Raw genomic sequence first — 23582 nt, 5'->3', positions numbered from 1 at the left:
CCCCCGCACCCGTCACAGCCTCGCGAGCGTGGCCTCCAGCAGGCGCAGGACCGAGGCGTCGGCCACGCCCGCCACGTCGTCGTAGGCGAACCAGCGCACGTCCAGCGACTCGTCGCTGACGGTGTGCCGCGCGTCCGCGGGCGCCAGCACCGCGTACTGGACGTCGTAGTGGCAGTGGCAGGGCGGCGGGATCGGGTGCCGGTCCAGACGCACCGGGCCGCCCGGCAGCGGCGTCAGCCCCGCGATGCCGGACTCCTCCGTCGCCTCGCGCAGCGCCGCCGCCTCCAGCGAGGCGTCCGCCGGCTCGCAGTGACCGCCCGTCTGCAGCCACATCCGCAGCTTCCTGTGCAGCGTCAGCAGCACCCGGCCGCGTGACGGGTCCACCACCAGGGCGCTCGCCGTGACGTGCCCGGCGGTGCAGGCCTTCCACACGCCGTCGGCATGCGCCGCGAGGTGGTCGAGGTAGGCCTGGCGCAGCTCTTCCTGGCCCTCGTACCCTTTCAGGACGAGGACCGCGTCGTCGTACAGGCTCACTCGGCGCCGTCGTCCTCCGTGTCGCCCGCGTCGCCCTTCTTGTGCAGGTCGGGCTTCTCCGCCGCCTCGCCGAGCATCCTGTCGAGCTCGGAGAAGTCGATCTGCTCCCGGTGCACGAAGCCGTCCGGGTCGTCCAGGTCGGAGGCCGTCGGCAGCATGTCGGGGTGGGCCCACAGCCCGTCGCGGCCGTCGACGCCGCGCGCGTCCGTGAGCGAGGCCCACAGGCGGGAGGCGTCACGCAGACGGCGGGGGCGCAGTTCCAGACCGATCAGCGTGGCGAACGTCTGCTCGGCGGGACCACCCGAGGCACGGCGGCGGCGCAGGGTCTCGCGCAGCGCGTCCGCGGACCCCAGACGCGGCTTCGCGGCCGCGTGGACCACCGCGTCGACCCAGCCCTCGACGAGGGCCAGCGCCGTCTCCAGACGGGCCAGGGCGGCCTTCTGCTCGGGCGTGTCCTCCGGCTGGAACATGCCCTGCTGCAGCGCGTCCTGCAACTGCTCCGGGTTCTGCGGGTCGAACTGACCGACCACGTCCTCCAGCTTCGCGGTGTCGACCTTGATCCCGCGCGCGTACCCGTCGACGGCACCGAAGAGGTGCGAGCGCAGCCACGGCACATGGGCGAAGAGACGCTGGTGGGCGGCCTCGCGCAGGGCGAGGTACAGCCGCACCTCCTCCTTCGGCACGCCCAGGTCCTTGCCGAACGCCTCGATGTTCACCGGCAGCAGCGCGGCCTTGCCGACCGGGCCGAGCGGGAGGCCGATGTCGGTGGAGCCGACGACCTCACCCGCGAGCACGCCGACGGCCTGCCCGATCTGGGTGCCGAACATGGCGCCGCCCATGGAGCGCATCATGCCGATCAGCGGGCCGGCCATGGCCTGCATCTCCTCCGGCAGGACATCGCCCATCGCCGCGCCGACGCGCTCGGCGACCGGGTCGACGAGCTCCTGCCAGGCGGGCAGCGTCGCCTCCACCCACTCCGCGCGAGACCAGGCCACCGAGGAGCCGGCGCCCGAGGGCAGCGAGGTGACGTCGTCGAGCCACAGGTCGGCCAGCCGGACGGCCTCCTGCACCGCGGTGCGCTCGGCGGGACCGATGCTGGAGTCCTTCGAGCCGTCCGCCGCCCCCTGGGAGACGGTCTGGCGGGCGATCTGCTTGGCCATGTCCCAGTTCACCGGGCCGCCCTCGTAGGAGAGCATCTGGCCCAGCTGCTGGAAAGCGGCGCCCAGGTCGGTGGGGTTCAGCGAACCGAACATGGCAGCGAGCGGATTGTCCGCACCGGGGCCACCAGGGCCGCCGAAGCCCCCGGCGCCGGGCAGCCCGAAACCGAACGGGTTGGCCGGGCCCTGACCACCGCCGCTCTCCTGGTCCTTCTTCTTGCCCTCGTCGCCGTCTTCCGGCTCCTCCGGCGGAAGGCCGAATCCGAATGGGGTGTCACTCACGGGATTCCTCGGCTGGTAAGGCCGCCGGTTGTCCCGACGGCGCGACTGCCCGATAACACCACCCAGCGTAGACACCCCGAGCCGTTCGGGCCTCGGTGCTTCGCCGACTGTCAGCCTGCGGCAGGATGGATGCCACCTGGTACGGACGCGTCACTCGCACCCGTACTGAAGACAACCGCTGGAGACGCCCGGTGAGTTCCCCAGATCCGCAGGTTCGCGCAGCGCGAAACCGGTCAACCAGTCCCGCGACACGCGGGCCCGTCGTCGCGGTCACCGGCGCCGCGTCGGGGGTGGGCGCGCTGCTCACCGAGCGGCTCGCCGCGTCCGGTGAGATCAGGCAGGTCGTCGCCATCGACGAACGGCGCGGCGAGTGCGCGGCGGCCCAGTGGCACATCCTCGACGTGCGGGACCCGGCCATCGCCGACAAGCTGCGCGGGGCCGACGTGGTGGTGCACCTGGCCCTGGACCTGAACCTGGAGACCGACTCGGCGGCCCGTTCGGCCTACAACGTCCGAGGGACGCAGACCGTCCTGACGGCCGCCGCGGCGGCCGGGGTCCACCGGGTCGTGCTGTGCACCTCGGCGATGGTCTACGGGGCGCTGCCGGACAACGAGCTGCCGCTGTCGGAGGACGCGGAGCTGCGGGCGACGGCGGAGGCCACCGGGGTGGGGGACCTGCTGGAGATCGAGCGGCTGGCACGCCGCGCTCCCCGGGCTCACCCGGGGCTCAACGTCACCGTCGTACGCCCCGCCGTGCTGGTGGGCGGCACGGACACCGCGCTGACCAGGTACTTCGAGTCGCCCCGGCTGCTCGTCGTCGCCGGGTCACGGCCCGCGTGGCAGTTCTGCCACGTCGAGGACCTGTGCGGGGCGCTGGAGTACGCCGTTCTGGAGAAGGTCGAAGGGGAACTCGCCGTCGGCTGCGAGGGCTGGCTGGAGCAGGAGGAGGTCGAGGAGCTCAGCGGCATCCGGCGCATGGAACTGCCGTCCGCGGTCGCGCTGGGGGCGGCGGCCCGGCTGCACCGCATCGGGCTGACGCCGTCCCCGGCCGGAGACCTCGCGTACACGATGTACCCCTGGGTGGTGAGCGGCAGCAGGCTCCACGACGCGGGGTGGCGGCCGCAGTGGACCAACGAGGAGGTCCTCGCGCAGCTGCTGGAGGAGGTCTCCGGGAGGCACACGGTCGCCGGCCGGCGGCTGGGACGCAAGGACGCGACGGCGGCCGGGGCCGCGGGCGCGACGGTGGCGCTGCTCGGTGCGGCGGCGGTGGTGCGGCGGGCGCGCAAGGCGCGACGGCGGATCTGAGCGGCGGCTTCCGCCGCGCGCCGCGGCGGGTGTCCGCCGCAGTCCCGGTGCCGTTCCGCGCTGTCGGAGCGGTGAGGCACGATGGGGCCCATGGAACCCACGCACCAGCACCCCGGTGAGCAGGCCGCGGACGACCCCGTCAAGCTCATCGGCGTCCGCGAGACGCCCCTGTCCGTGGACGAGATCTTCCGCGCCGTAGGGGACGACGCGGCCGGCGGGACCGCGCTGTTCGTCGGGACCGTGCGCAACCACGACGGGGGAGCCGACGTCGACCGGTTGGGCTATTCGTGTCACCCCAGCGCCGAGGCCGAGATGCGACGGGTCGCCGAGAAGGTGGCCGCGGAGTACCCGGTGCGCGCCCTCGCCGCGGTGCACCGGGTCGGCGACCTCGCGGTCGGGGACCTGGCGGTCGTCGTGGCCGTGTCGTGTCCGCACCGGGGCGAGGCCTTCGACGCCTGCCGGAAGCTGATCGACGACCTCAAGCACGAGGTGCCCATCTGGAAACACCAGACGTTCTCCGACGGAACCGAGGAGTGGGTGGGCGCGTAGTGCCGTCATGGGCAGCGTGTCGTGAATCCTTTTGTACGACTCGGGTTGCGTGACCCCACCCCCGCCGTGAGCGTTGTCAGTGCGCATGGTTAATCTGCTGATCAGTCAGTTCTTGCGGTCGCTCAGCGGGGTCGGGAGGTCGGCATGGGCGTGCTCGTCTGGTTGTTGATTCCTCTGGTGGCTGCGATCGCCGCCGGTCTGTGGGGCAGTTGGGCCAACCGGACCAGAAAGGTGCGCAGCGACGGTCCCGAGCTGGACGGGTACGCCCGGTTCCGGGAGGCCATGGAGAAGTCCCACTCGGGTACATGACACTCCGGTACATGACAGGGGTGGGGCTGACGGTGCGCTGACACAGGCGTCCCGTACTGTCGTGGCATGCCACGCCGCACCGCGACGATGCTCGCCTCCACCCTGATGCTGATCGCGCTCCTGTGCGCGGGAGTGTTCATCCCCGTGCCGTACTCGGAGATGTCGCCGGGACCGACGGTGAACACGCTCGGGGAGCACGGCGGCGAGCCGGTGCTGCAGATCTCCGGTCGCAAGACGTACGCCACCAGCGGCCACCTGAACATGACCACCGTGCGCGTCACCAGCGCCGACTACAAGATGAACCTCGTCGAGGCCGTGTACGGCTGGCTCGCACACGACAACAAGGTCGTGCCGCACGACACGCTCTACCCGGACGGCAAGACCGAGGAGCAGTCCAACCAGGAGAACGCCGAGGAGTTCAGCCAGTCGCAGGAGAGCGCCAAGGTCGCCGCCCTGAAGGAACTCGGCGTCCCGGTGGCGTCCTGGGTGATCGTCTCGACCGTGGTCAAGGACTCCCCGGCCGAGGGCAGGCTGCACGCCGGCGACGTCATCAAGGCCGTCGACGGCACGGCCGTCAAGGCGCCCGCCGACGTGGCGAAGCTCGTGACCAAGCACAAGCCCGGCCAGAACGTCGTCTTCACGATCGTGCCCGCCAAGGAGCAGGCCGCCGCCGAGAAGCAGCACCGGACGGCGACCCGGACGAAGAACGTGACCATCACGACCGCGGCCTCCGACGACGGCGGGGAGAAGCGCGCCATCGTCGGGATCTCCGCAGGCACCGATCACACGTTCCCGTTCACCATCGACATCAAGCTCGCGGACGTCGGCGGGCCGAGCGCCGGCCTGATGTTCGCGCTCGGCATCTACGACAAGCTCACTCCGGGCAGCCTCACCGGCGGCGCGTTCGTGGCCGGCACCGGCACCATCGACGACGCCGGCAAGGTGGGCCCCATCGGCGGCATCGAGATGAAGACGGTGGGCGCGCGCGACAAGGGCGCCCGGTACTTCCTCACCCCGGCCGACAACTGCTCGGCCGCCGCGAAGGACACCCCCGGCGGGCTCAGGCTGGTCAAGGTGAACACCATCGGCGACGCCCTCGCCGCGCTGAAGGACATCCGCACCGGCAAGACCTCCGACCTGCCGAAGTGCACGGCCAAGGGCTGACGACCGGCAGACCCGACAGCTGACGGCCGGAGCCGGCGCACACGTGCGGTACGGGGCCGGGACCGGGAGCGCCCCGCCCCGGCCCCGTACCGCGTACCCCCGAGACGATGCCGGACCCGGTCAGTCCTCGAACGTGGCGGCCAGTGCCTGCGCGAGCCCCGGCACCAGGTCGGAGCCCGTGAGGACCTCCGTGGGGGAGTCCTTCTCGCGCAGCCGCAGCGCCGACTCGCGGGCGCCGTCGCGCAGCACCGCGACCGTCATGCGGACCTCCTGGCGCTCCGGGTGCTCGGCCACCCACCGGGCGAGCCTCTTCTCGTCCAGGTCCTGGGGGACGGACGCCTCCGCCGACGGCGGCAGCATCAGGCGCTCCACGGTGAGCGCGCAGCCGGCCACCGCGTCCGGCCAGGCGATCGTGCCGAGGAACTCGTCCAGCGGCCGGCCCGCGGGGATCTCGTCCTGCTCGATCGGGGTGAGACCGGTGGTCTCGGGCTCGTCCTCCAGGCCGAGCTGGGCCGCGAGGGCAGGTTCCTCAGCCCGCAGCCGAGCGGTGTCTACGAGGGCGAAGAGGCGGGCGGGCTGGTCCCAGCCGAGGCCGGAGGCGTACTCGTCGATCTCGAGCACGGCCCGGGTCAGCGGGCTCGCCGCCATGGGTGTGTTGGACATGGTCACAATCCTGCCTCGTTCCCGGGCGGAATCGGGAACCGAGTAAACGGTGAGTAAGTTGCATAGGTGTGGGCCCCCGGAGCACGGGGGCCCCGCACGGTCCACGAACACGCGGGCCTGAATTGACGACAGCGACTTCGAGGTGCGCACCTTGGCTTTCCAGATGCCGGACCGCGGCGGAGGCCCGACGGGGCCGCGGATGAGAGTGGGCCGCCCGTCCCGGCGCGTCCGGACCCTGCTCATGACACTGGGCGTGCTTGCCGTTCTCGGCATGGCGTTCACCATGTTCGCGGGCTTCTGGACGGACTGGCTGTGGTACCGGTCGGTGAAATACTCGTCGGTCTTCACGACCACCCTGTCGACCAAGATCGGCCTGTTCTTCGTCTTCGGCCTGCTGATGGCGCTGGCGGTCGGCGTGAACATCTGGCTCGCCCACCGCCTGCGCCCGCCGCTGAGCGCCATGTCGATGGAGCAGCAGAACCTCGACCGCTACCGGATGGGCATCGCGCCGTACAAGAAGTGGCTGCTGCTCGGGATCACCGCCCTGGTCGGCCTGATCGCGGGCGCCTCCGCCTCCAGCCAGTGGCGGACCTGGCTGATGTGGGTCAACGGCGTGCCCTTCCACCAGAAGGACCCGCAGTTCCACCTCGACGTGTCCTTCTACGCCTTCGACCTGCCCTGGTACCGCTTCCTGCTCGGTTTCGGCTTCGCCGCCGCGATCCTGTCCGTCATCGCCGCCGCGCTCACCCACTACCTGTACGGCGGCCTGCGGATCACCTCCCCGGGTGCGCGTGCCACCTCCGCGGCGACCGGCCACCTGTCGGTGCTGCTCGGCATCTTCGTCGCGCTGAAGGCGGTCGCCTACTGGCTCGACCGCTACGGCCTGGCGGTGAAGTCCAGCGACTTCAAGGCCACCGACAACTGGACGGGCCTGCGGTACGTCGACGCCAACGCCTACCTGCCGGCCAAAACGATCCTGTTCTGCATCGCCGTCATCTGCGCCGTGCTGTTCTTCGCGACGCTGTGGCGGCGCACCTGGCAGCTGCCGGTGATCGGCTTCGGCCTGATGGTCCTGTCGGCGATCCTCATCGGCGGGCTGTACCCGGCGATCGTGCAGAAGTTCCAGGTCCAGCCCAACGAGCAGGCCAAGGAAGCGCCGTACGTCCAGAAGAACCTCAAGGCGACCCGCGACGCGTACGACATCGACGACGCGAAGGTCACCGAGTACTCGGGGACGAGTACCACCACGAACAAGACCAAGCTGCGCGACGACGTGGACTCCACGGCGAGCATCCGGATCATGGACCCGAACATCGTCTCGCCCACCTTCCAGCAGCTCCAGCAGATCAGGAACTACTACGCGTTCCCGACCAACCTGGACGTCGACCGCTACAGCAAGGACGGCAAGGACCAGGACACCGTCCTCGGTCTGCGCGAGCTGAACCTGAACGGCATCCCGAAGAACAACTGGATCAACGACCACTTCCGGTACACCCACGGCTACGGCGTGGTCGCCGCCAAGGGCACCGAGGCCGACGACGAGGGCCGGCCCGTCTTCACCGAGTCCGACCTGCCGTCCAAGGGCGACCTCGGCACGTACCAGCAGCGCGTCTACTACGGCGAGAAGACCACCACGTACTCGATCGTCGGCGGTCCCCAGAAGGAGATCGACTACTCCGACGACAGCGGTGAGAAGACGACCAGTTACACCGGCAAGAGCGGCGTCAACCTCGCCAACCCGGTCAACCGGGCCGCGTACGCGGTGGCGTTCAGCGAGCCGCAGATCCTCTACTCGGGGGCGATCGGCGAGGGCTCGCGGATCCTGTACAACCGCACGCCCAAGGAGCGCGTCGAGGCGGTCGCCCCGTGGCTGACCATCGACGGCGACGCCTATCCGGCGGTGGTGGACGGCCGCATCCAGTGGATCGTGGACGCCTACACGACGACGAACGGCTACCCCTACGCCTCGCGCACGACCCTGGGCGACACCACGGCCGACTCGCTGACCGCGACGAACAACTCCCGCGCGGTGGTGGCCCAGCAGAACCAGGTCAACTACATCCGCAACTCGGTGAAGGCGACCGTCGACGCCTACAGCGGCGAGGTCAAGCTCTACCAGTGGGACACCAAGGACCCCGTCCTGAAGACGTGGATGAAGGCGTTCCCGGGCACGGTGAAGCCCAAGCAGGACATCTCGGGCGACCTGCTGGCCCATCTGCGGTATCCGCAGGACCTGTTCAAGGTGCAGCGCGAGCTGCTGACCCGCTACCACGTCAGGGACGCGCAGACCTTCCTGAGCGGCTCCGAGGTGTGGCAGGTGCCGGACGACCCGACCAACAAGTCGGGCGACGCGGTGCCGCCGTACTACCTCAGCATGAAGATGCCCGACCAGTCCTCCCAGGCGTTCTCGCTGACGACGACGTTCACGCCCAACGGGCGGGACAACCTCAGCGGGTTCATGGCGGTCGACGCCGAGGCGGGCACGCCCGACTACGGCAAGATCAGAATCCTGAAACTGCCGACCAACACGACGGTCAACGGGCCCAAACAGGTACAGAGCCAGTTCAACTCCGAGCAGAACATCGCCGAGACCATCAGCCTGCTCAGCCGCGGCGACTCCGAGGTCGAGTACGGCAACCTGCTGACGGTGCCGCTCGACGGAGGACTGCTGTACGTGGAGCCGGTCTACGTGCGCGGCGGTGGGCTCAAGTACCCGCTGCTGCGCAAGGTGTTGGTCACCTACGGAGGCAACACCGCCTTCGAGGACACCCTCGACCAGGCCCTCGACAAGGTCTTCGGAGCGGACGGTTCGACCACCACGCCGCCGGACGAGTCCACCACCAAGCCGCCGACGTCCGGCAACCCGACGGTCCAGGAGGCGTTGAGCGACGCACAGAAGGCCTTCGACGCCGGCCAGGCGGCCCTGAAGAAGGGCGACTGGAAGGCGTACGGCCAGGCGCAGAAGGACCTCGAGGACGCTCTGCGGCGGGCCGAGGCGGCACAGGCCAAGGCCGACAAGACCAGCGGCGGCGGCTCCAAGAACAGCGCCACACCCAGCCCCAGCGGCAGTCCCAGTAGCAGTCCCAGGAGCAGTCCGAGCAGCAGTCCCAGCAGCAGCCCGAGCGGCGGCTGATCGAACGCCCCTCCCGCGCCGTGGTACGGTTGCAGCACAACGGCGCGGGGTGGAGCAGCTCGGTAGCTCGCTGGGCTCATAACCCAGAGGTCGCAGGTTCAAATCCTGTCCCCGCTACTGAAGACGAAGGCCCGGATCCTGAAAAGGATCCGGGCCTTCGTCATGTGCGAACACGTGTGCCGGGGGCAGATGAAGGCCGTGCCGCCGTGGGGAGTTGGGCGATCTGTGTTTGACTTGTCTCTCTGTGGGCATGTCGACAAAACGCTGAAGTGACCTCACTGGCTGCGGTATACCAGGTGTACCCAGTTAGCAGGTGGTGCGACGATGGACGTTATGGGGGAGAAGGCAACTCTGTTCGAGTCAGGGCGATTTGTGCAGCCTTCCGACGGTGGGGAGGCCGGTGAGGCAGCCGAGGAGGCCGCCGAGGAAGTGCGGCAGAGGCTCGCGGCCGAGGCCGGCGACGTCGAGGCGATGAGCGTCCTCGGGGCCATGCTGCTGCGCCGCGGCGATCTCGACGGCGCCGAGCCCCACCTGCGTGCCGCCACCGCCGCCGGCGACCGCGCCGCCGCCAACAACCTGGGAGTCCTTCTCCACCAGCGCGGATACCCCGAGGAGGCGGCCGGCTGGTGGCGCATCGCCGCCGTCGCCGGGTCGGCCGCGGCCGCCCACGCGCTGGGGCGCCACCACCGCGAGCGCGGCGACGAGCCGGCCGCCGAGTACTGGCTGCGGCAGTCCGCCGAGCAGGGACACGTGCTCGGCGCCTACGCGCTAGCCGACCTGCTGGAACACCGTCAGGACTCCGCCGCCGAACGGTGGATGCGGGCCGCGGCCGAGCGCGGGCACCGCGAGGCGGCGTACCGGCTGGCCCGCGCGCTCGACCGGAAGGCCGCGCTCGCGGAGGACACCGGGAGCGGCGACGGCGCCGCGCTGATGGCGCAGGCCGAGCAGTTCTACCGGCAGTCCGCCGCGCGCGGGCACCGGCGGGCCGCGCTGCACCTCGGGGCGATCCTGGAGAAGCGGGGCGAGCTGAAGGAGGCCGGGCGCTGGTACCTCACCTCGGCCAAGGAAGGCGAGGTACGGGCCGCCTGCGCCCTGGGGTTCCTGCTGCGTGACGCCGGGGACACCGAGAGCGCGGCCGTGTGGTGGCTGCGCGCCGCCCAGGAGGGGGACGGCAACGCGGCCAACGCGCTGGGGGCGCTGCACGCGGAGCGCGGCGAGACCCAGACCGCCGAGCGGTGGTACCGGGCGGCGATGGACGCCGGGGACGACAACGGCGCCTACAACCTCGGGCTGCTGTGCGCCGAGCAGGGTCGGACCGCGCAGGCCGAGCAGTGGTACCGGCGTGCGGCCTACGCGGGGCACCGGGAGGCGGCGAACGCGCTGGCGATCCTGCTGCTGCAGGGCGGCGACGCGACCGGCGCCGAGCCGTGGTTCTCCAAGGCCGCGGAGGCCGGGAGCGTCGACGCCGCGTTCAACCTGGGAATCCTGTACGCGGGCCGGGGCGAGAACGGGGCCGCGCTGCGCTGGTACGAGCGCGCCGCGGCCGCCGGGCACACGGAGGCGGCGCTTCAGGTCGGGATCGCGCGGCTCCGGGAGAGGGACGACCTCGCCGCGGAGCGGTACCTCAGATGCGCGGCCGGGGGCGGCAGCGCGGAGGGCGCCTACCGGCTGGCGACCGTGCTGGACGCGCGCAGGCCGCCGGCGCACGCGCACGAGCTCGGGGAGCCGGTGCACGTCAAGACCGAGTGCGAGGAGTGGTACGAGCGCGCCGCCACCCAGGGGCACCGGCGGGCGCAGGTGCGGGTGGGGATGCTGGCCGCGGCCCGCGGGGACGTCGTGGCGGCGGCCCGGTGGTACCGGGAGGCGGCCGAGGCCGGGTCCCGCAACGGCGCCTTCAATCTGGGCCTGCTGCTGGCCCGGGAGGGCAGCGAGCCGGAGGCGGCGGTCTGGTGGACGCGGGCAGCCGACGCCGGGCACGGCCGGGCCGCGCTGCGGCTGGCCCTGGTCTACGCGCGTCGGGGTGAGCTGGCGGAGGGGCAGCGGTGGGCCGATCGCGCGGTGTCCCTGGGACCCGGTGAGGTCGCCGAGCGGGCGGCCCGGCTGCGGGACGCGCTGCGTGAGGAGCTGTCGGCGTAGCGGCCGTGCGGGCCGTCACGGAGCGCGCCCGGCCCGCCACAGGGCCTGCCCCTGGTCCGCCAGAGGGCTGCCCCTGGCCTGCGCCGAAAGCGATTTGCCTCTGTGCACGTCCTTGACGTAATGTTTCGTTCATCGCCGCGGGGTGGAGCAGCTCGGTAGCTCGCTGGGCTCATAACCCAGAGGTCGCAGGTTCAAATCCTGTCCCCGCTACTGAAGGCCGAGGGCCGGAATCCAGATCTTGGATTCCGGCCCTCGGTGCGTCCGGAGGATGTCCGGGGGTGCGGCCGCCGCTCCTGGGCAGCGGAAAGCCCCGGCGTCCGTGGGCGGATCCAGGGGCCGGGGCTTCGGAAGGGCTTATGCCGCCGCGCAGCTCGGGCACAGGCCGCGGTAGGTCACCTCGACGTCCGAGACCGTGAAGCCGAAGCGCTCCGAGTCGGGCAGGTCGGCGAGCGGGTTGCCGCTCGGGTGGACGTCCCGGATCGCGCCGCAGCCGGCGCAGACCAGGTGCTGGTGCGGCCGGTGCGCGTTGGGGTCGTAGCGCTTGGCGCGCTTGTCGGTGGCGACCTCGAGCACCTCGCCGAGGGAGACCAGCTCGCCCAGCGTGTTGTAGACGGTCGCCCGGGAGATCTCGGGCAGCTTGGCGACGGCCCGGGCGTGGACCTCGTCCGCTGTCAGGTGGACGTGCTCGCCGTCGAGAACCTCGGCCACGACCCGCCGCTGTGCGGTCATGCGCCATCCGCGTCCGCGCAGCCGTTCCAAAAGGTCACTCATGCGGGCCAGTTTAACAGCAAGATGCCCAGATCCTGAATAGATGTGACTTTAGAGTCGCGCTTGACTTGGATTTAGTCCAATGTAGGATCGAGCCTGGCTTTGGCCGCGAGACAGAAACAGCAGGAAGTCATGCAGGAGGCGCACGTGACGCAGGGACCGCTCACTACGGAGGCCGGTGCACCGGTGGCCGACAACCAGAACAGCGAGACCGCGGGCGCCGGCGGTCCCGTGCTCGTGCAGGACCAGCTGCTCCTGGAGAAGCTGGCCCACTTCAACCGCGAGCGCATCCCGGAGCGCGTGGTGCACGCCCGCGGTGCGGGGGCCTACGGCACCTTCACGGTGACCGCCGACGTCACGCCGTACACGCGCGCCGCCTTCCTCTCCGAGGTCGGCAAGCGGACCGAGGTCTTCCTGCGCTTCTCGACGGTGGCCGGCAACCTCGGCGCCGCCGACGCCGTCCGCGACCCGCGCGGCTTCGCGGTGAAGTTCTACACCGAGGAGGGCAACTACGACCTCGTCGGCAACAACACCCCGGTGTTCTTCATCAAGGACGCCGTCAAGTTCCCGGACTTCATCCACACCCAGAAGCGCGACCCGTACACCGGCAGCCAGGAGGCCGACAACGTCTGGGACTTCTGGGGGCTGTCCCCGGAGTCGACCCACCAGGTGACCTGGCTGTTCGGCGACCGGGGCATCCCGGCGTCCTACCGTCACATGGACGGCTTCGGCTCGCACGCCTTCCAATGGAACAACGAGGCCGGCGAGGTCTTCTGGGTCAAGTACCACTTCAAGACCGACCAGGGCATCAAGAACCTCACCGCCGAGGAGGCCGAGGTCCTCGCGGGCAAGGACCCCGACTCCCACCAGCGCGACCTGCGCGAGGCCATCGAGCGGGGCGAGTACCCGACGTGGACCGTGGGCGTGCAGATCATGCCGGCGGCCGACGCGGCGGCCTACCGCTTCAACCCGTTCGACCTGACCAAGGTCTGGCCGCACGCCGACTATCCGGTCGTCGAGATCGGCAAGCTGGAGCTCGACCGCAACCCGGAGAACATCTTCGCCGAGGTCGAGCAGAGCATCTTCAGCCCCGCGCACTTCGTGCCGGGCATCGGCCCGTCGCCCGACAAGATGCTCCAGGGCCGCCTCTTCGCGTACGGTGACGCCCACCGCTACCGCGTCGGCGTCAACGCCGACCATCTGCCGGTGAACCGCCCGCACGCCACCGAGGCGCGCACCCACTCCCGTGACGGCTACCTGTACGACGGCCGCCACAAGGGCGCGAAGAACTACGAGCCGAACAGCTTCGGCGGCCCCTTCCAGACGGACCGGCCGCTGTGGCAGCCGATCCCGGTCGGCGGCGTGACCGGCGACCACGAGGCCCCCGTGCACGCCGAGGACGACGACTTCGTGCAGGCGGGCAACCTCTACCGTCTGATGTCCGAGGACGAGAAGGAACGCCTGATCGGCAACCTGGCGGGCTCCCTCGCCAAGGTCTCGCGCGACGACATCGCCGAGCGCGCGATCGGCAACTTCCGCCGGGCGGACGAGGACTTCGGCAAGCGGCTGGAGGCCGCGGTCCAGGCCCTGCGCGGCTGACAACGCCGGACCGCTTGCCGTGGCGGACGGGCCGGACCTCCCTGCGAAGGAGACCGGCCCGTTCGTCATGGAGCGTCATGAAGTGCTGCTGTGTCATGAAGTGCTGGAGCGCCCTGGAGCCTCACGGGGCACCGTGGAGCCTCGATGAGCGCCGGGGCGCCGGTCGTCGTGTCAGGCCGGCACCTCCTGCCGCACCGGAGCCCAGCAGCGGATGATGTCGCGGACCGAGACGATGCCGACGGGCTCGCCCCGGTCGCAGACGATGAGGTGCCGGAAACCGCCGTGGGACATGGCGCGGGCCGCCTCCTCCAGGGTCCAGGACGGGGCGGCGAACACCACGTCGGTGGTGGTGTGGTCGTGGGCGCGCTCCGTGTCGGGGTCCTCGCCGAGGCCGACGGAGTTGAGGATGTCGCGTTCGGTGAGGATGCCGATACCGCCGGCGTCGGGGTCGAGTACCACGGCCGCGCCGACGCGGCGGGCGGACATGAGGGCCGCGGCCTGGCGCAGGGTGTGCGCGGGGCCGATGGTGAGGACGACTGTGCTCATGGCGTCACGGACGAGCATGGGATGAGCCACCTCCTGAGGGTGCCCCGCAGTTTGTTCATGGATTCACAAATGCACAAGCGGGGGGACTTTCAGAGTGACAGGCAAAGGGCGGGTCAACAAGAGGGTGCGGGGCAGTCATCCCCGAACGGGTGATGGGCGGCCGACGGGCGGTCAGTGGACGGAGAAGCCGCCGTCGACGAAGATCGACTGACCGGTGACGTACGCGGAGGCGCGGCTCGCCAGGAAGACCGCCGCGCCCGCGAAGTCCTCGGCCAGGCCGTTGCGCCCCACCATGGTCCGCGCGGCCAGCGCCGCCACCTTCTCCGGGTCCGACGACAGCCGGGCGTTCAGCGGCGTCATGACGAACCCCGGCACCAGCGTGTTGCAGGTGACCCCGTACGGCGACCACGCCTCCGCCTGGGAGCGGGCCAGCGACTCCAGCGCCCCCTTGGACACCCCGTAGGCGCCGCTCTGCACGAACGCCCGGTGCGCCTGCTGGGAGGAGATGTGGATGATCCGGCCGAAGCCCCGCTCGGCCATGCCCGGTCCGAACCGCCGGCCCAGCAGGTGCGGCGCCTCCAGGTTCACGGCCATCGTGGTGTCCCACACGTCGTCGCCCAACTCGCCCAGCGGAGGCCGCAGGTTGACCCCGGCGGAGTTGACCAGGATGTCCGGCTCCCCGAACACCCCGGCCGCCTCTTCGGCCGCCGCGCGCACGCCCTCACGGCTGCTCAGGTCGGCGCTCACCCAGGCCGCCCGGCAGCCGTCGGCCGTCAACTCCTCGACCGTCGCCGCCAGTTCCGCCTCCCTGCGGGCCACGACCACCACGCTCGCCCCCGCCCGCGCCAGGGCCCCGGTGATGGCCCGGCCGATGCCGGAACTGCCGCCGGTCACCACGGCGACCCGGTCGTCCAGCGAGAACAGTTCGGAGAGGTACGTCCGCGAGCTCATGCCCGCACCCTAGGACGCGCGCCCGCGCCGGCGGCGTCCGGGGGCCCGGCCGTGCCGGCGGCGTCCGGGGGCCCGGCCGTGCCGGCGGCGTCCGGGGTCCCGGCCGCGCCCGGCGGCGTCCGGGTCCCGGCGGCCGTACTCGCCGTCAGTAGCGCTGGTTGAGGTAACCCAGCAGTTCGTCGTGGAGCAGGCCGTTCGAGGCGGCCGCGTTGCCGCTGTGCGGGCCCGGGCGGCCGTCCAGGCCGGTGAAGGTGCCGCCGGCCTCGGTGACGACGATCGCGTTGGCGGCCATGTCCCACAGGGACAGCTCGGGCTCCGCGCAGATGTCCACCGAGCCCTCGGCGACCATCATGTACGGCCAGAAGTCGCCGTACGCGCGCGTGCGCCACACCTCGCGGGTCAGGTCGAGGAAGCCGTCCAGGCGGCCCTGGTCCTCCCAGCCGGACAGCGAGGAGTACGCGAACGAGGCGTCCGCCAGCCGCGACACGCGCGAGACGTGCAGCCGGGTCGCCGAGGACAGGCTGCGCCCGCTGAACGCGCCGTGCCCCTTCGCCGCCCACCAGCGGCGGCCCAGGGCGGGAGCGGAGACGACGCCGACGACGGGTTCGAAGCCGGTCTCGCCGGCCTCCATCAGGGAGATCAGGGTGGCCCACACAGGCACCCCGCGCACGTAGTTCTTGGTGCCGTCGATCGGGTCGATCACCCAGCGGCGGGGCCCCGTGCCCTCGACGCCGTACTCCTCGCCGAGGATCGCGTCCCGGGGACGGGCGCGCTGGAGCTGGCCGCGGACCAGCTCCTCCGCGGCCTTGTCGGCCTCGCTCACCGGGGTCATGTCCGGCTTGGTCTCGACCTTGAGGTCGAGTGCCTTGAAGCGGTCCATGGTGGCCGCGTCGGCGGCGTCCGCGAGGACGTGGGCGAAGCGCAGGTCGTCAAGGTAGTCCGGCATGGAACGAACGCTATCCGGCGAGGTCGGGAAGGGGCCACCGGGCCCTGCCGTGGACGGGGCGGCACCTGGTGTCCGAAGAGTGCCTCCAGGTGCCTCCGCGCACCCTTGACAGTGCCTCCGAGCGCGTCAAACCTGGGCGCAGAGCCGCTCGCCCCAGGGAGGCGATGATGCCTGCAGCGCGGGAATCCCTACTGGACGCCGCGTACTCGGCGCTGGCGCGCCGACCGTGGTCCACCGTGCGGATGGTGGACGTGGCCGCGGCGGCCGGAGTGTCCCGGCAGACGCTGTACAACGAGTTCGGCAGCAAGGAGGGGCTGGCCCGCGCGCTCGTGAGACGCGAGGCGGACGGCTTTCTCGCCGGGGCCGAGCGGGCGCTGACCGCGCACTCCGACGCCCGCGACAGGCTGGTCGCCGTCGCCGAGTGGACGGCGTCGGCGGCCCGCGGGAACGCGCTCGTGCGGGCCGTGCTCACCGGCTGCTGGAGCCCGTGGCTGCCCTCTCCGACGCTGTCGGCGGTGCCCTCAACCTCGGCCGTGCCGGCGCAGCGCCGGGCGGACGGTCCGCTGCCCTCGCCCGGCGACCTCGTGGCGGCGGTCCGCGACCGGGCCGTCGCGGTCCTGTCCGGTCCCGGAGCGCCCGAGCCGGACACCGCCGGCCTCGCCCGCTCCTGCGAGCTGGTGATACGCGTCGCCCTGTCCTGCGTGACGGCCCCGCCGGGGGAGGGCGGCGTCGCGGACCTCGTACGGACCACTGTGCGGAGCCAGTTGACGGCGTGACGGCGTGACCGCGTCCCGGCCCGGTGCCTCAGTGCGCCGAGCCCGACAGCTGCAGGCCGATGACGCCGATGATGACCAGGCTGATCGAGACAATCTTCAGGGTGGACACCAGGTCGCCGAGGAAGATCATCCCGTAGATCGCGGTGCCCGCCGCCCCGATGCCGGTCCACACGGCGTAGGCGGGTCCGACGTCCAGCTTCCGCAGCGAGAGGGTGAGCAGGCCGAAGCTGCCGAGCGCGAAGACGCAGAAGGCGATCGTGGGCCACAGCCGGGTGAAGCCGTGGGACAGCTTGAGGCACACCGCGAAACCGGTCTCGAGCATCCCGGCCACGATGACCAGCAGCCACGCCATGTGCTGTCCTCCCGTTGGGTCCGGCTCGGTGCGATTATGCACTTGCCGGACTCGTGTCCACCCAAACAACGCGGTGGTCAGTCGCCGTCGGTGCGCTCCCGGGTGGCCAGCAGCCGGCGCAGGGAGTACAGGCGGGCCGGATCCGCGTGGCCCTCGGCGACCCACTGGTCCAGCGCGCAGTCCGGCTCGTCGTGACTGCAGGCGCGCGGGCAGTTCTCCGTGCCGGGTTCGAGGTCGGGGAAGGCGTGGATGACCCGGGACGGGTCGATGTGCGCCAGGCCGAAGGACCTGACGCCCGGGGTGTCGACCACCCAGCCGTCCGCCCCGGCGAGCGGCAGGGCGAGCGCCGAGGTCGTGGTGTGCCGGCCGCGGCCCGTGACCGCGTTGACGCGCCCCGTCAGCCGCCGCCGGTCCTCCGGGACCAGCGCGTTGACCAGCGTCGTCTTGCCGACGCCGGAATGGCCGACGAACGCGGTGATCTTGCCGGCGAGGTGCTCGCGCACCCGGTCCGCCGCGGCGCCGCTGTCCAGCTCCTCGCGGCTGGTGACGACGTAGGGGATGTCGAGGTCGCCGTACAGCTCCAGGAGCTTGTCCGGCGGGGCGAGGTCCGACTTGGTCAGCACCAGCAGCGGGTCGAGCCCGCCGTCGTACGCCGCCACCAGGCACCGGTCGATCAGGCGCGGGCGGGGCTCGGGGTCGGCCAGGGCGGTGACGATCGCCAGCTGGTCGGCGTTGGCCACGACCACGCGCTCGTAGGGATCGTCGTCGTCGGCCGTGCGGCGCAGCAGCGACGTGCGCCCCTCGATGCGGACGATGCGCGCGAGAGTGTCCTTCTGGCCCGACAGGTCACCGACGATGGCCACCCGGTCGCCGACCACCGCCGCCTTGCGGCCCAGCTCGCGCGCCTTCATCGCCAGCACGGTCCGGCCGTCCACCAGGCAGGTCAGCCGGCCGCGGTCGACGGTGAGGACCATGCCCTCGGCCGCGTCCTCGTGCTTGGGGCGGATGTTCGTGCGCGGCCGGTTGCCCTTGCGGTTCGGGCGGCTGCGGATGTCGTCCTCGTCGGTGTGCTTGCCGTAGCGGCGCATGCCGTTATCCCCGGCTCTCCACGCCGCCCAGCATCCCGGTCCACAGTTCGGGGAACTCCGGCAGGGTCTTGGCCGTCGTCGCCACGTCCTCGACCTGCACGCCCTCGACCGCCAGGCCGATGACCGCGCCGGCCGTCGCCATGCGGTGGTCCTGGTAGGTGTGGAAGATCCCGCCGTGCAGGCGGCGCGGACGGATGTGCAGGCCGTCGGCGGTCTCGGTCACGTCGCCGCCGAGTTCGTTGATCTCCTTGGTCAGCGCGGCCAGCCGGTCCGTCTCGTGCAGGCGCAGGTGGGCCACCCCGCGCAGGGTCGACGGGGAGTCGGCCAGGGCGGCGACCGCCGCGATGCCCGGGGTCAGCTCGCCGACCTCGCTCAGGTCCACATCGATGCCGTGAACAGCACCCGAACCGGTGAACACCAGCCCGTAATCGGTGAGTTCACAGGAACCACCCATTTCGGTGAAGATCTCGCGCAGCCTGTCGCCGGGCTGGGTGGTGCGCTCCGGCCAGTCGGGCACGACGACCTTGCCGCCGGTGACCAGGGCAGCCGCCAGGAACGGCTGTGCGTTGGACAGGTCCGGCTCGATCGTCAGGTCCCGCCCGAGCAGGGCGCCCGGCGTCACCCGCCAGACGTTCGGCTCGCCGCCCGACTCCGGGGTGTCCACCTGGGCGCCGACCGCGCGCAGCATGTCGACGGTCATCCGGATGTGCGGCAGGGAGGGCAGCGAGGCGCCGACGTGACGGACCTCGACGCCCTGGTTGAAACGCGGACCGGACAGCAGCAGGGCGCTGACGAACTGGGACGAGGAGGAGGCATCGACCTCCACCGTGCCGCCGTCCAGGGCGCCGCCGCCGTGCACCGTCAGCGGCAGCGCGCCGCGGCCGTCGTCGTCGATCCGGGCGCCGAGGACACGCAGCGCGTCGATGACGCCGTTCAGGGGACGCTCGTACGCCCTCGGGTCGCCGTCGAAGCGGACGGGGCCGTCGGCCAGCGCGGCGACCGGCGGCAGGAAGCGCATCACCGTGCCGGCGTTGCCGACGTCCACCGCGGCCGGGCCGCGCAGGCCCGTCGGGAGCACCCGCCAGGCCTCCCCGGAGCCGTCGGGGCCGACCCCCTCCTCGATCTCCACGCCCATGGCGCGCAGTCCGCCCGCCATCAGCAGCGTGTCACGGGAGCGCAGCGGGCGGCGCAGCCAGCCGGGCTCGGAGGCGAGCGCCGCGAGCACCAGGGCGCGGTTGGTGACCGACTTGGACCCGGGCACGTGGACCGTCGCGTCGACGGCCCCGCTCGCGTGCGGGGCGGGCCAGAGGGCGGTGTGTGCGGGGTTCTGGGCCATGGGCCCACTCTATAAGGCGCCCGTGGTTCTGGTGCGGCGCTGTTGTGGCTGGTCGGGCCCGCGCGGCAGGAGCCGCACAGCGGCCCGGCCCCGCACCCGGACACCCGCCGTCGCACGGGCCTGCGGGGCGCGGTCTTACGGGACCACGGGCGCCGTCACGCGGGCCCACCGGGCGCGGTCGCACTGGACCACGGGGCGCGGTCGCACTGGACCGCGGGGTGCGGTCGTACGGGACTACGAAGCGCCGTCGCGTACGGGCACCGTCACGCGGGCCCAGGGGGCGCGGTCGCACTGGACCGCGGGGTGCGGTCGTACGGGACTACGAAGCGCCGTCGCGCGGGTCCACGGGGCGCCGTCGCGCAGCCACAGGAAGCACGGTCGCGCGGTCGCGCGCTCACAGCTCCAGCAGCCAGCGTCCGCCCCCGATCAGCGAGCACAGGGACACCGCGTGAAACAGGAACAGCCACAGTCCCGCCGGCACGTTCGTCAGCCGGGACAACTGGTCCGCGTCCGAGTCCCCGGCGCCCGACCGCCTGCGCTTGGCCTGCAGCTCGAACGCCGGGCGCACGCCGCCCGCCAGCAGGAACCACACCACCGCGTACGCGAACGCCGCCTGCACCTGCGCCCCCGCCAGCCACGACACCAGCAGGAACGTGCCCCCGGTCAGCACCACCGTCAGCACGCCGTAGGCGTTGCGGATCATCACCAGCATCGCCAGCAGCAGCGCCGTCGCCAGCCACAGCAGCAGCGTGATGCGGCCGGCGGCCAGCAGCGCGGCGCCGCCCAGGCCCAGCAGCGGGGGAGCGGTGTAGCCGGCCGCCGCCGTCAGGATCATGCCGAGGCCGTCCGGCTTGCCGCGGCTGACGGTCAGACCGCTGGTGTCCGAGTGCAGACGTATGCCGGTCAGGGTGCGGCCGGTGAGCAGCGCGACCAGCCCGTGCCCGCCCTCGTGGGCGATGGTGATCGCGTTGCGCGACACCCGCCACAGGCCCGGCGGGACGGTCACCGCGAGCGCGGCGACGAGGGTCGCGATCACCACCCACAGGTCGGGGTCCGGCTGAACGCCGAAGACCTCGTCCCACAGGGACGCGAGCGAGGCGGGTGCGGTGCTGGCGGCGCTGTCCATGGTGGCTCGGTGGCTCCCTCTCCCGGTGCGGAATCTGGCAGTGTGGCACGCATGTGCGGACGGTATGCAGCGAGTCGTGGAGCCGAGGATCTCGCAGGAGTCTTTGAGATCGAGAAGTGGGAGCCCGGGGAGGCTCTCGCGCCGGACTACAACGTGGCCCCGACCAAGGAGGTCCACGTCGTCCTCGACCGCCCCCTGAAGGACACCGGCGACCCGCGCCCCGTCCGCCAGCTGCGCAGGCTGAAGTGGGGCCTGGTGCCGTCCTGGTCGAAGACCCCCGAGGGCGCGGCGCGCATGATCAACGCCCGGGCCGAGACCGTCCACGAGAAGCCGTCGTACCGGCGGGCCTTCGCCGCGCGCCGGTGCGTCGTCCCGGCCGACGGCTACTACGAGTGGGTCACCGGCCGGCAGGAGCGGGACCTGGAGGTCGAGGGCAAGCGGAAGCGGCCGCGCAAGCAGCCGTACTTCGTGCTGCCCGCCGACGGGTCGGTGTTCGCCATGGCCGGGCTGTACGAGTTCTGGCGGGACCGGACACTGCCGGACGACCACCCGCAGGCCTGGTGGGCGACCTGCACGGTGATCACGACCGAGGCGGAGACGACCCCCCTCGCCGTGGCCCCCGCCGAGGGACCGCGCACGCTCGCCGAGATCCACCCCCGGATGCCGCTCATGCTCACCCCGGACCGCTGGGACGCCTGGCTGGACCCGTCCCGCACCGACCCCGACGAGCTGCGCGCGCTGCTCCAGCCGCCCCCGCCCGGACTGATGCGCGCCTACCCCGTCTCCACCGCCGTCAGCAACGTCCGCAACAACGGACCGGAGCTGCTGAAGGAGCTCGACGGACCCGAGGCGGGCACACTCTTCTGATGTGACGACCGAGATCATTGGCACGGAGGCGGGGGACGCCCGCATCACCTGGCACGAGGCCGACGCCGCGCGGCTGGTGCTGGCCCTGGGGCACGGCGCCGGCGGCGGTGTCGAGGCGCGGGACCTGCGGGCCCTGGCCGAGGTGCTGCCGGGGCACGGGGTGAGCGTCGCCCTCGTGGAACAGCCCTGGCGGGTGGCCGGCAAGAAGGTGGCGCCCGCGCCGAAGACGCTCGACGCCGGCTGGCGGGGCGTGTGGCCCGCGCTCGCCGGCCACGGGCTGCCGGTGGTCGCGGGCGGCCGCAGCGCCGGCGCCCGCGTGGCCTGCCGCACCGCCGCCGGGCTGGGGGCGCGCGCCGTCCTCGCCCTGAGCTTCCCGCTGCACCCGCCGGGCAGGCCGGAGAAGTCCCGGGCCGGCGAACTGCTCGGCGCGGGGGTGCCCGCCCTCGTCGTGCAGGGCGGCAACGACCCGTTCGGCAGGCCGGAGGAGTTCCCCGAGGGCGACTACGAGCTGATCGAGGTGCCGTACGGGGACCACGGCTTCGCCGTGCCGAAGCGGGCGGCGACCGGACAGGAGCACGCCCTGGGGATCATCACCGACGGCGTGGCGCGCTGGATGGCCTCATTGGCGTGAGGGGCTGTGAGGGGCTGTGAGGGGCTGTGCGGGGGCGGGGAATGCCGCGCGCGCGGCCACTGTTTAGCGGACAGACGTGCTGGACCACCAGCACCGACGTCGTACGGAGAGGAAGTCCGCCGCATGGGTTCGACCTACTGCCCGAGCCGCAGCAGCCGTGCTGACCTGGACTGGACGGTGCTGCACGCGGCGAAGACCGCTCCGATTCGAGGGGCGGCGGAGTCGGGTAGTCGTCTATCCTCCGATTCTGGTGGCACCGGTTTCGGTGCTACCCGGAATCTTGAGGAGGTGGGTCCGGTCACTGGGATCGACGCAGGGACCGACAACGGCCAGGCGGAGCTGCCCGAGGGCCAGGGCGTCAGCGCGGAGTCGGCCTCGGAGCGCAGCGCGCGCTTCGAGCGGGACGCGCTCGAATTCCTCGACCAGATGTACTCGGCCGCCCTGCGCATGACGCGCAACCCGGCCGACGCCGAGGACCTGGTGCAGGAGACGTACGCCAAGGCGTACGCGTCCTTCCACCAGTTCCGCGAAGGCACCAATCTGAAGGCGTGGCTGTACCGGATCCTCACGAACACGTTCATCAACTCCTACCGCAAGAAGCAGCGGGAGCCGCAGCGCTCCGCGGCCGAGGAGATCGAGGACTGGCAGCTCGCGCGCGCCGAGTCGCACATGTCGACCGGTCTGCGTTCGGCGGAGTCGCAGGCGCTGGACCACCTGCCGGACTCGGACGTCAAGGAAGCCCTCCAGGCGATCCCCGAGGAGTTCCGCATCGCCGTCTATCTCGCGGACGTCGAGGGCTTTGCGTACAAGGAGATCGCCGACATCATGGGGACACCCATCGGTACGGTGATGTCCCGGCTGCACCGGGGCCGCCGTCAGCTGCGCGGCATGCTCGAGGACTACGCCCGCGAGCGAGGCCTGGTCCCGGCCGGCGCCGGAGAGTCGAACGAAGCGAAAGGCTCGGGCTCATGAGCTGCGGAGAGCCGCACGAGACGGACTGCGGTGAGGTCCTCGACCACCTCTACGAGTTCCTCGACCGCGAGATGCCCGACGTGGACCGCGACAAGTTCGAGCAGCACTTCAAGGAGTGCTCGCCGTGCCTGGAGAAGTACGGCCTGGAGCAGGCCGTGAAGAAGCTGGTCAAGCGGTGCTGCGGACATGACGACGTGCCGACGGACCTGCGCTCCAAGGTGATGGGGCGGATCGACCTGATCCGCTCCGGCCAGGCCGTGCCCGAACACGACGTGACCGCTTTCCCGGTCACGCCCCAGGAGTCCTGACCCCCGCGCCAAGGCGGGCCGTCGTCACTCGAACGTGCTAATCCGCGGGCCAACAGCCCGCGGGCTCGCCCCTCTCCGGCCTAGG

Annotated in this window: 23 protein-coding genes and 2 tRNA genes; 14 read left to right on the top strand and 11 right to left on the bottom strand. The window is 71.8% G+C overall.

The genetic code is table 11. The annotated features are described in order from the left end of the window. Positions 1-12: 12 nt before the first annotated feature. The gene (locus AB0G63_RS22035; RefSeq protein ID WP_360752738.1) at positions 13-534 is read right to left on the bottom strand and encodes an NUDIX hydrolase; all 522 of its coding nucleotides are present in this window, start codon (positions 532-534) and stop codon (positions 13-15) included. Next, positions 531-1973: a zinc-dependent metalloprotease gene (locus tag AB0G63_RS22030; RefSeq protein WP_360752735.1), complete on the bottom strand. Its 1443-nt coding sequence runs from the start codon at positions 1971-1973 to the stop codon at positions 531-533. Before AB0G63_RS22030 ends, AB0G63_RS22035 begins: the two co-directional genes overlap by 4 nt. 191 nt (positions 1974-2164) lie before the next feature. On the opposite strand from AB0G63_RS22030, the gene AB0G63_RS22025 reads away from it, so the two are divergent. The 4 genes from AB0G63_RS22025 (at position 2165) to AB0G63_RS22010 (ending at position 5299) form a co-directional block, all read left to right on the top strand. After that, positions 2165-3277 (top strand): SDR family oxidoreductase, encoded by a 1113-nt coding sequence (locus AB0G63_RS22025; protein ID WP_360752733.1) that lies wholly within the window; start codon positions 2165-2167, stop codon positions 3275-3277. Positions 3278-3367: 90 nt separating this feature from the next. Next, positions 3368-3826, top strand: a complete 459-nt coding sequence (locus AB0G63_RS22020; RefSeq protein ID WP_360752729.1) for a molybdenum cofactor biosynthesis protein MoaE — start codon at positions 3368-3370, stop codon at positions 3824-3826. A gap of 144 nt (positions 3827-3970) precedes the next feature. Further along, complete coding sequence (locus AB0G63_RS22015) at positions 3971-4135, top strand: hypothetical protein (protein WP_360752726.1); 165 nt, start codon at positions 3971-3973, stop codon at positions 4133-4135. Between the two features lie 66 nt (positions 4136-4201). Beyond that, positions 4202-5299 carry a PDZ domain-containing protein gene (locus tag AB0G63_RS22010; RefSeq protein ID WP_360752722.1) on the top strand — a complete coding sequence of 366 codons (1098 nt, stop codon included), beginning with the start codon at positions 4202-4204 and terminating at the stop codon, positions 5297-5299. Between the two features lie 120 nt (positions 5300-5419). On the opposite strand, the gene AB0G63_RS22005 is transcribed toward AB0G63_RS22010, so the two are convergent. Next, positions 5420-5962 (bottom strand): PPA1309 family protein, encoded by a 543-nt coding sequence (locus tag AB0G63_RS22005; protein WP_360752720.1) that lies wholly within the window; start codon positions 5960-5962, stop codon positions 5420-5422. 163 nt (positions 5963-6125) lie between these two features. Between AB0G63_RS22005 and AB0G63_RS22000 the strand changes: the two genes are divergently transcribed. From AB0G63_RS22000 to AB0G63_RS21985, 4 genes are all read left to right on the top strand, one after another. Further along, positions 6126-9095 carry a UPF0182 family protein gene (locus tag AB0G63_RS22000; protein WP_360752774.1) on the top strand — a complete coding sequence of 990 codons (2970 nt, stop codon included), beginning with the start codon at positions 6126-6128 and terminating at the stop codon, positions 9093-9095. A 43-nt stretch (positions 9096-9138) separates the two neighbouring features. Next, positions 9139-9212 (top strand) — tRNA-Met (locus AB0G63_RS21995). 207 nt (positions 9213-9419) lie between these two features. After that, positions 9420-11231 (top strand): tetratricopeptide repeat protein, encoded by a 1812-nt coding sequence (locus tag AB0G63_RS21990; RefSeq protein ID WP_360752718.1) that lies wholly within the window; start codon positions 9420-9422, stop codon positions 11229-11231. Between the two features lie 136 nt (positions 11232-11367). After that, positions 11368-11441: transfer RNA gene (locus AB0G63_RS21985), tRNA-Met, on the top strand. 144 nt (positions 11442-11585) lie between these two features. Here AB0G63_RS21985 and AB0G63_RS21980 read toward each other — a convergent pair. Further along, positions 11586-12002 carry a Fur family transcriptional regulator gene (locus AB0G63_RS21980; RefSeq protein WP_324787600.1) on the bottom strand — a complete coding sequence of 139 codons (417 nt, stop codon included), beginning with the start codon at positions 12000-12002 and terminating at the stop codon, positions 11586-11588. Between the two features lie 144 nt (positions 12003-12146). Between AB0G63_RS21980 and AB0G63_RS21975 the strand changes: the two genes are divergently transcribed. After that, positions 12147-13598, top strand: a complete 1452-nt coding sequence (locus AB0G63_RS21975; protein WP_360752714.1) for a catalase — start codon at positions 12147-12149, stop codon at positions 13596-13598. Positions 13599-13769: 171 nt separating this feature from the next. Here the strand turns inward: AB0G63_RS21975 and AB0G63_RS21970 are convergent, their stop codons facing one another. The 3 genes from AB0G63_RS21970 to hisN form a co-directional block, all read right to left on the bottom strand. Beyond that, positions 13770-14162, bottom strand: coding sequence for a CBS domain-containing protein (locus AB0G63_RS21970; RefSeq protein ID WP_324787598.1), 393 nt, complete (start codon positions 14160-14162; stop codon positions 13770-13772). 153 nt (positions 14163-14315) lie between these two features. Next, entirely contained in the window at positions 14316-15095 is a 780-nt protein-coding gene (locus tag AB0G63_RS21965) for an SDR family oxidoreductase (protein WP_360752712.1), read from the bottom strand. A 145-nt stretch (positions 15096-15240) separates the two neighbouring features. Next, a complete protein-coding gene (hisN, locus tag AB0G63_RS21960; RefSeq protein ID WP_360752710.1) occupies positions 15241-16041 on the bottom strand; it encodes a histidinol-phosphatase in 801 nt (266 codons plus the stop codon). 167 nt (positions 16042-16208) lie between these two features. On the opposite strand from hisN, the gene AB0G63_RS21955 reads away from it, so the two are divergent. Then, complete coding sequence (locus AB0G63_RS21955) at positions 16209-16817, top strand: TetR/AcrR family transcriptional regulator (RefSeq protein WP_360752707.1); 609 nt, start codon at positions 16209-16211, stop codon at positions 16815-16817. A 28-nt stretch (positions 16818-16845) separates the two neighbouring features. Here AB0G63_RS21955 and AB0G63_RS21950 read toward each other — a convergent pair whose 3' ends face one another. The 4 genes from AB0G63_RS21950 to AB0G63_RS21935 form a co-directional block, all read right to left on the bottom strand. After that, complete coding sequence (locus tag AB0G63_RS21950) at positions 16846-17169, bottom strand: multidrug efflux SMR transporter (protein WP_324787594.1); 324 nt, start codon at positions 17167-17169, stop codon at positions 16846-16848. Positions 17170-17246: 77 nt separating this feature from the next. Continuing rightward, complete coding sequence (gene rsgA, locus AB0G63_RS21945) at positions 17247-18257, bottom strand: ribosome small subunit-dependent GTPase A (RefSeq protein ID WP_360752704.1); 1011 nt, start codon at positions 18255-18257, stop codon at positions 17247-17249. Positions 18258-18261: 4 nt separating this feature from the next. Beyond that, on the bottom strand, positions 18262-19593 hold the full coding sequence (aroA, locus tag AB0G63_RS21940) for a 3-phosphoshikimate 1-carboxyvinyltransferase (RefSeq protein WP_360752702.1): 1332 nt from the start codon (positions 19591-19593) through the stop codon (positions 18262-18264). 394 nt (positions 19594-19987) lie between these two features. After that, entirely contained in the window at positions 19988-20719 is a 732-nt protein-coding gene (locus tag AB0G63_RS21935) for a M50 family metallopeptidase (RefSeq protein WP_360752700.1), read from the bottom strand. A 51-nt stretch (positions 20720-20770) separates the two neighbouring features. On the opposite strand from AB0G63_RS21935, the gene AB0G63_RS21930 reads away from it, so the two are divergent. From AB0G63_RS21930 to rsrA, 4 genes are all read left to right on the top strand, one after another. Then, the gene (locus tag AB0G63_RS21930) at positions 20771-21586 is read left to right on the top strand and encodes an SOS response-associated peptidase (protein WP_360752696.1); all 816 of its coding nucleotides are present in this window, start codon (positions 20771-20773) and stop codon (positions 21584-21586) included. Between the two features lies 1 nt (position 21587). Beyond that, positions 21588-22217: an alpha/beta family hydrolase gene (locus AB0G63_RS21925; protein ID WP_360752693.1), complete on the top strand. Its 630-nt coding sequence runs from the start codon at positions 21588-21590 to the stop codon at positions 22215-22217. A 288-nt stretch (positions 22218-22505) separates the two neighbouring features. Beyond that, on the top strand, positions 22506-23189 hold the full coding sequence (gene sigR / locus AB0G63_RS21920; protein ID WP_360752690.1) for an RNA polymerase sigma factor SigR: 684 nt from the start codon (positions 22506-22508) through the stop codon (positions 23187-23189). After that, positions 23186-23497 carry a mycothiol system anti-sigma-R factor gene (rsrA, locus tag AB0G63_RS21915; RefSeq protein WP_360752687.1) on the top strand — a complete coding sequence of 104 codons (312 nt, stop codon included), beginning with the start codon at positions 23186-23188 and terminating at the stop codon, positions 23495-23497. The genes sigR and rsrA overlap by 4 nt, the downstream gene beginning before the upstream one ends. Positions 23498-23582: the final 85 nt, after the last annotated feature.

The organism is Streptomyces sp. NPDC020996, from assembly GCF_040641355.1.
GTDB lineage: Bacteria > Actinomycetota > Actinomycetes > Streptomycetales > Streptomycetaceae > Streptomyces.
The sequence above is the reverse complement of the archived record's forward strand: the minus strand, read 5'-3'. Positions and strand labels throughout refer to the sequence as shown.

Coding starts and splice junctions, on each gene's coding strand:
- AB0G63_RS22020 (WP_360752729.1), top strand. CDS start 3,368: ATGGAACCCACGCACCAGCACCCCGGTGAGCAGGCCGCGGACGACCCC.
- AB0G63_RS22015 (WP_360752726.1), top strand. CDS start 3,971: ATGGGCGTGCTCGTCTGGTTGTTGATTCCTCTGGTGGCTGCGATCGCC.
- AB0G63_RS22010 (WP_360752722.1), top strand. CDS start 4,202: ATGCCACGCCGCACCGCGACGATGCTCGCCTCCACCCTGATGCTGATC.
- AB0G63_RS22005 (WP_360752720.1), bottom strand. CDS start 5,962: ATGTCCAACACACCCATGGCGGCGAGCCCGCTGACCCGGGCCGTGCTC.
- AB0G63_RS22000 (WP_360752774.1), top strand. CDS start 6,126: ATGCCGGACCGCGGCGGAGGCCCGACGGGGCCGCGGATGAGAGTGGGC.
- AB0G63_RS21990 (WP_360752718.1), top strand. CDS start 9,420: ATGGACGTTATGGGGGAGAAGGCAACTCTGTTCGAGTCAGGGCGATTT.
- AB0G63_RS21980 (WP_324787600.1), bottom strand. CDS start 12,002: ATGAGTGACCTTTTGGAACGGCTGCGCGGACGCGGATGGCGCATGACC.
- AB0G63_RS21970 (WP_324787598.1), bottom strand. CDS start 14,162: ATGCTCGTCCGTGACGCCATGAGCACAGTCGTCCTCACCATCGGCCCC.
- AB0G63_RS21965 (WP_360752712.1), bottom strand. CDS start 15,095: ATGAGCTCGCGGACGTACCTCTCCGAACTGTTCTCGCTGGACGACCGG.
- hisN (WP_360752710.1), bottom strand. CDS start 16,041: ATGCCGGACTACCTTGACGACCTGCGCTTCGCCCACGTCCTCGCGGAC.
- AB0G63_RS21955 (WP_360752707.1), top strand. CDS start 16,209: ATGCCTGCAGCGCGGGAATCCCTACTGGACGCCGCGTACTCGGCGCTG.
- AB0G63_RS21950 (WP_324787594.1), bottom strand. CDS start 17,169: ATGGCGTGGCTGCTGGTCATCGTGGCCGGGATGCTCGAGACCGGTTTC.
- rsgA (WP_360752704.1), bottom strand. CDS start 18,257: ATGCGCCGCTACGGCAAGCACACCGACGAGGACGACATCCGCAGCCGC.
- aroA (WP_360752702.1), bottom strand. CDS start 19,593: ATGGCCCAGAACCCCGCACACACCGCCCTCTGGCCCGCCCCGCACGCG.
- AB0G63_RS21935 (WP_360752700.1), bottom strand. CDS start 20,719: ATGGACAGCGCCGCCAGCACCGCACCCGCCTCGCTCGCGTCCCTGTGG.
- AB0G63_RS21930 (WP_360752696.1), top strand. CDS start 20,771: ATGTGCGGACGGTATGCAGCGAGTCGTGGAGCCGAGGATCTCGCAGGA.
- rsrA (WP_360752687.1), top strand. CDS start 23,186: ATGAGCTGCGGAGAGCCGCACGAGACGGACTGCGGTGAGGTCCTCGAC.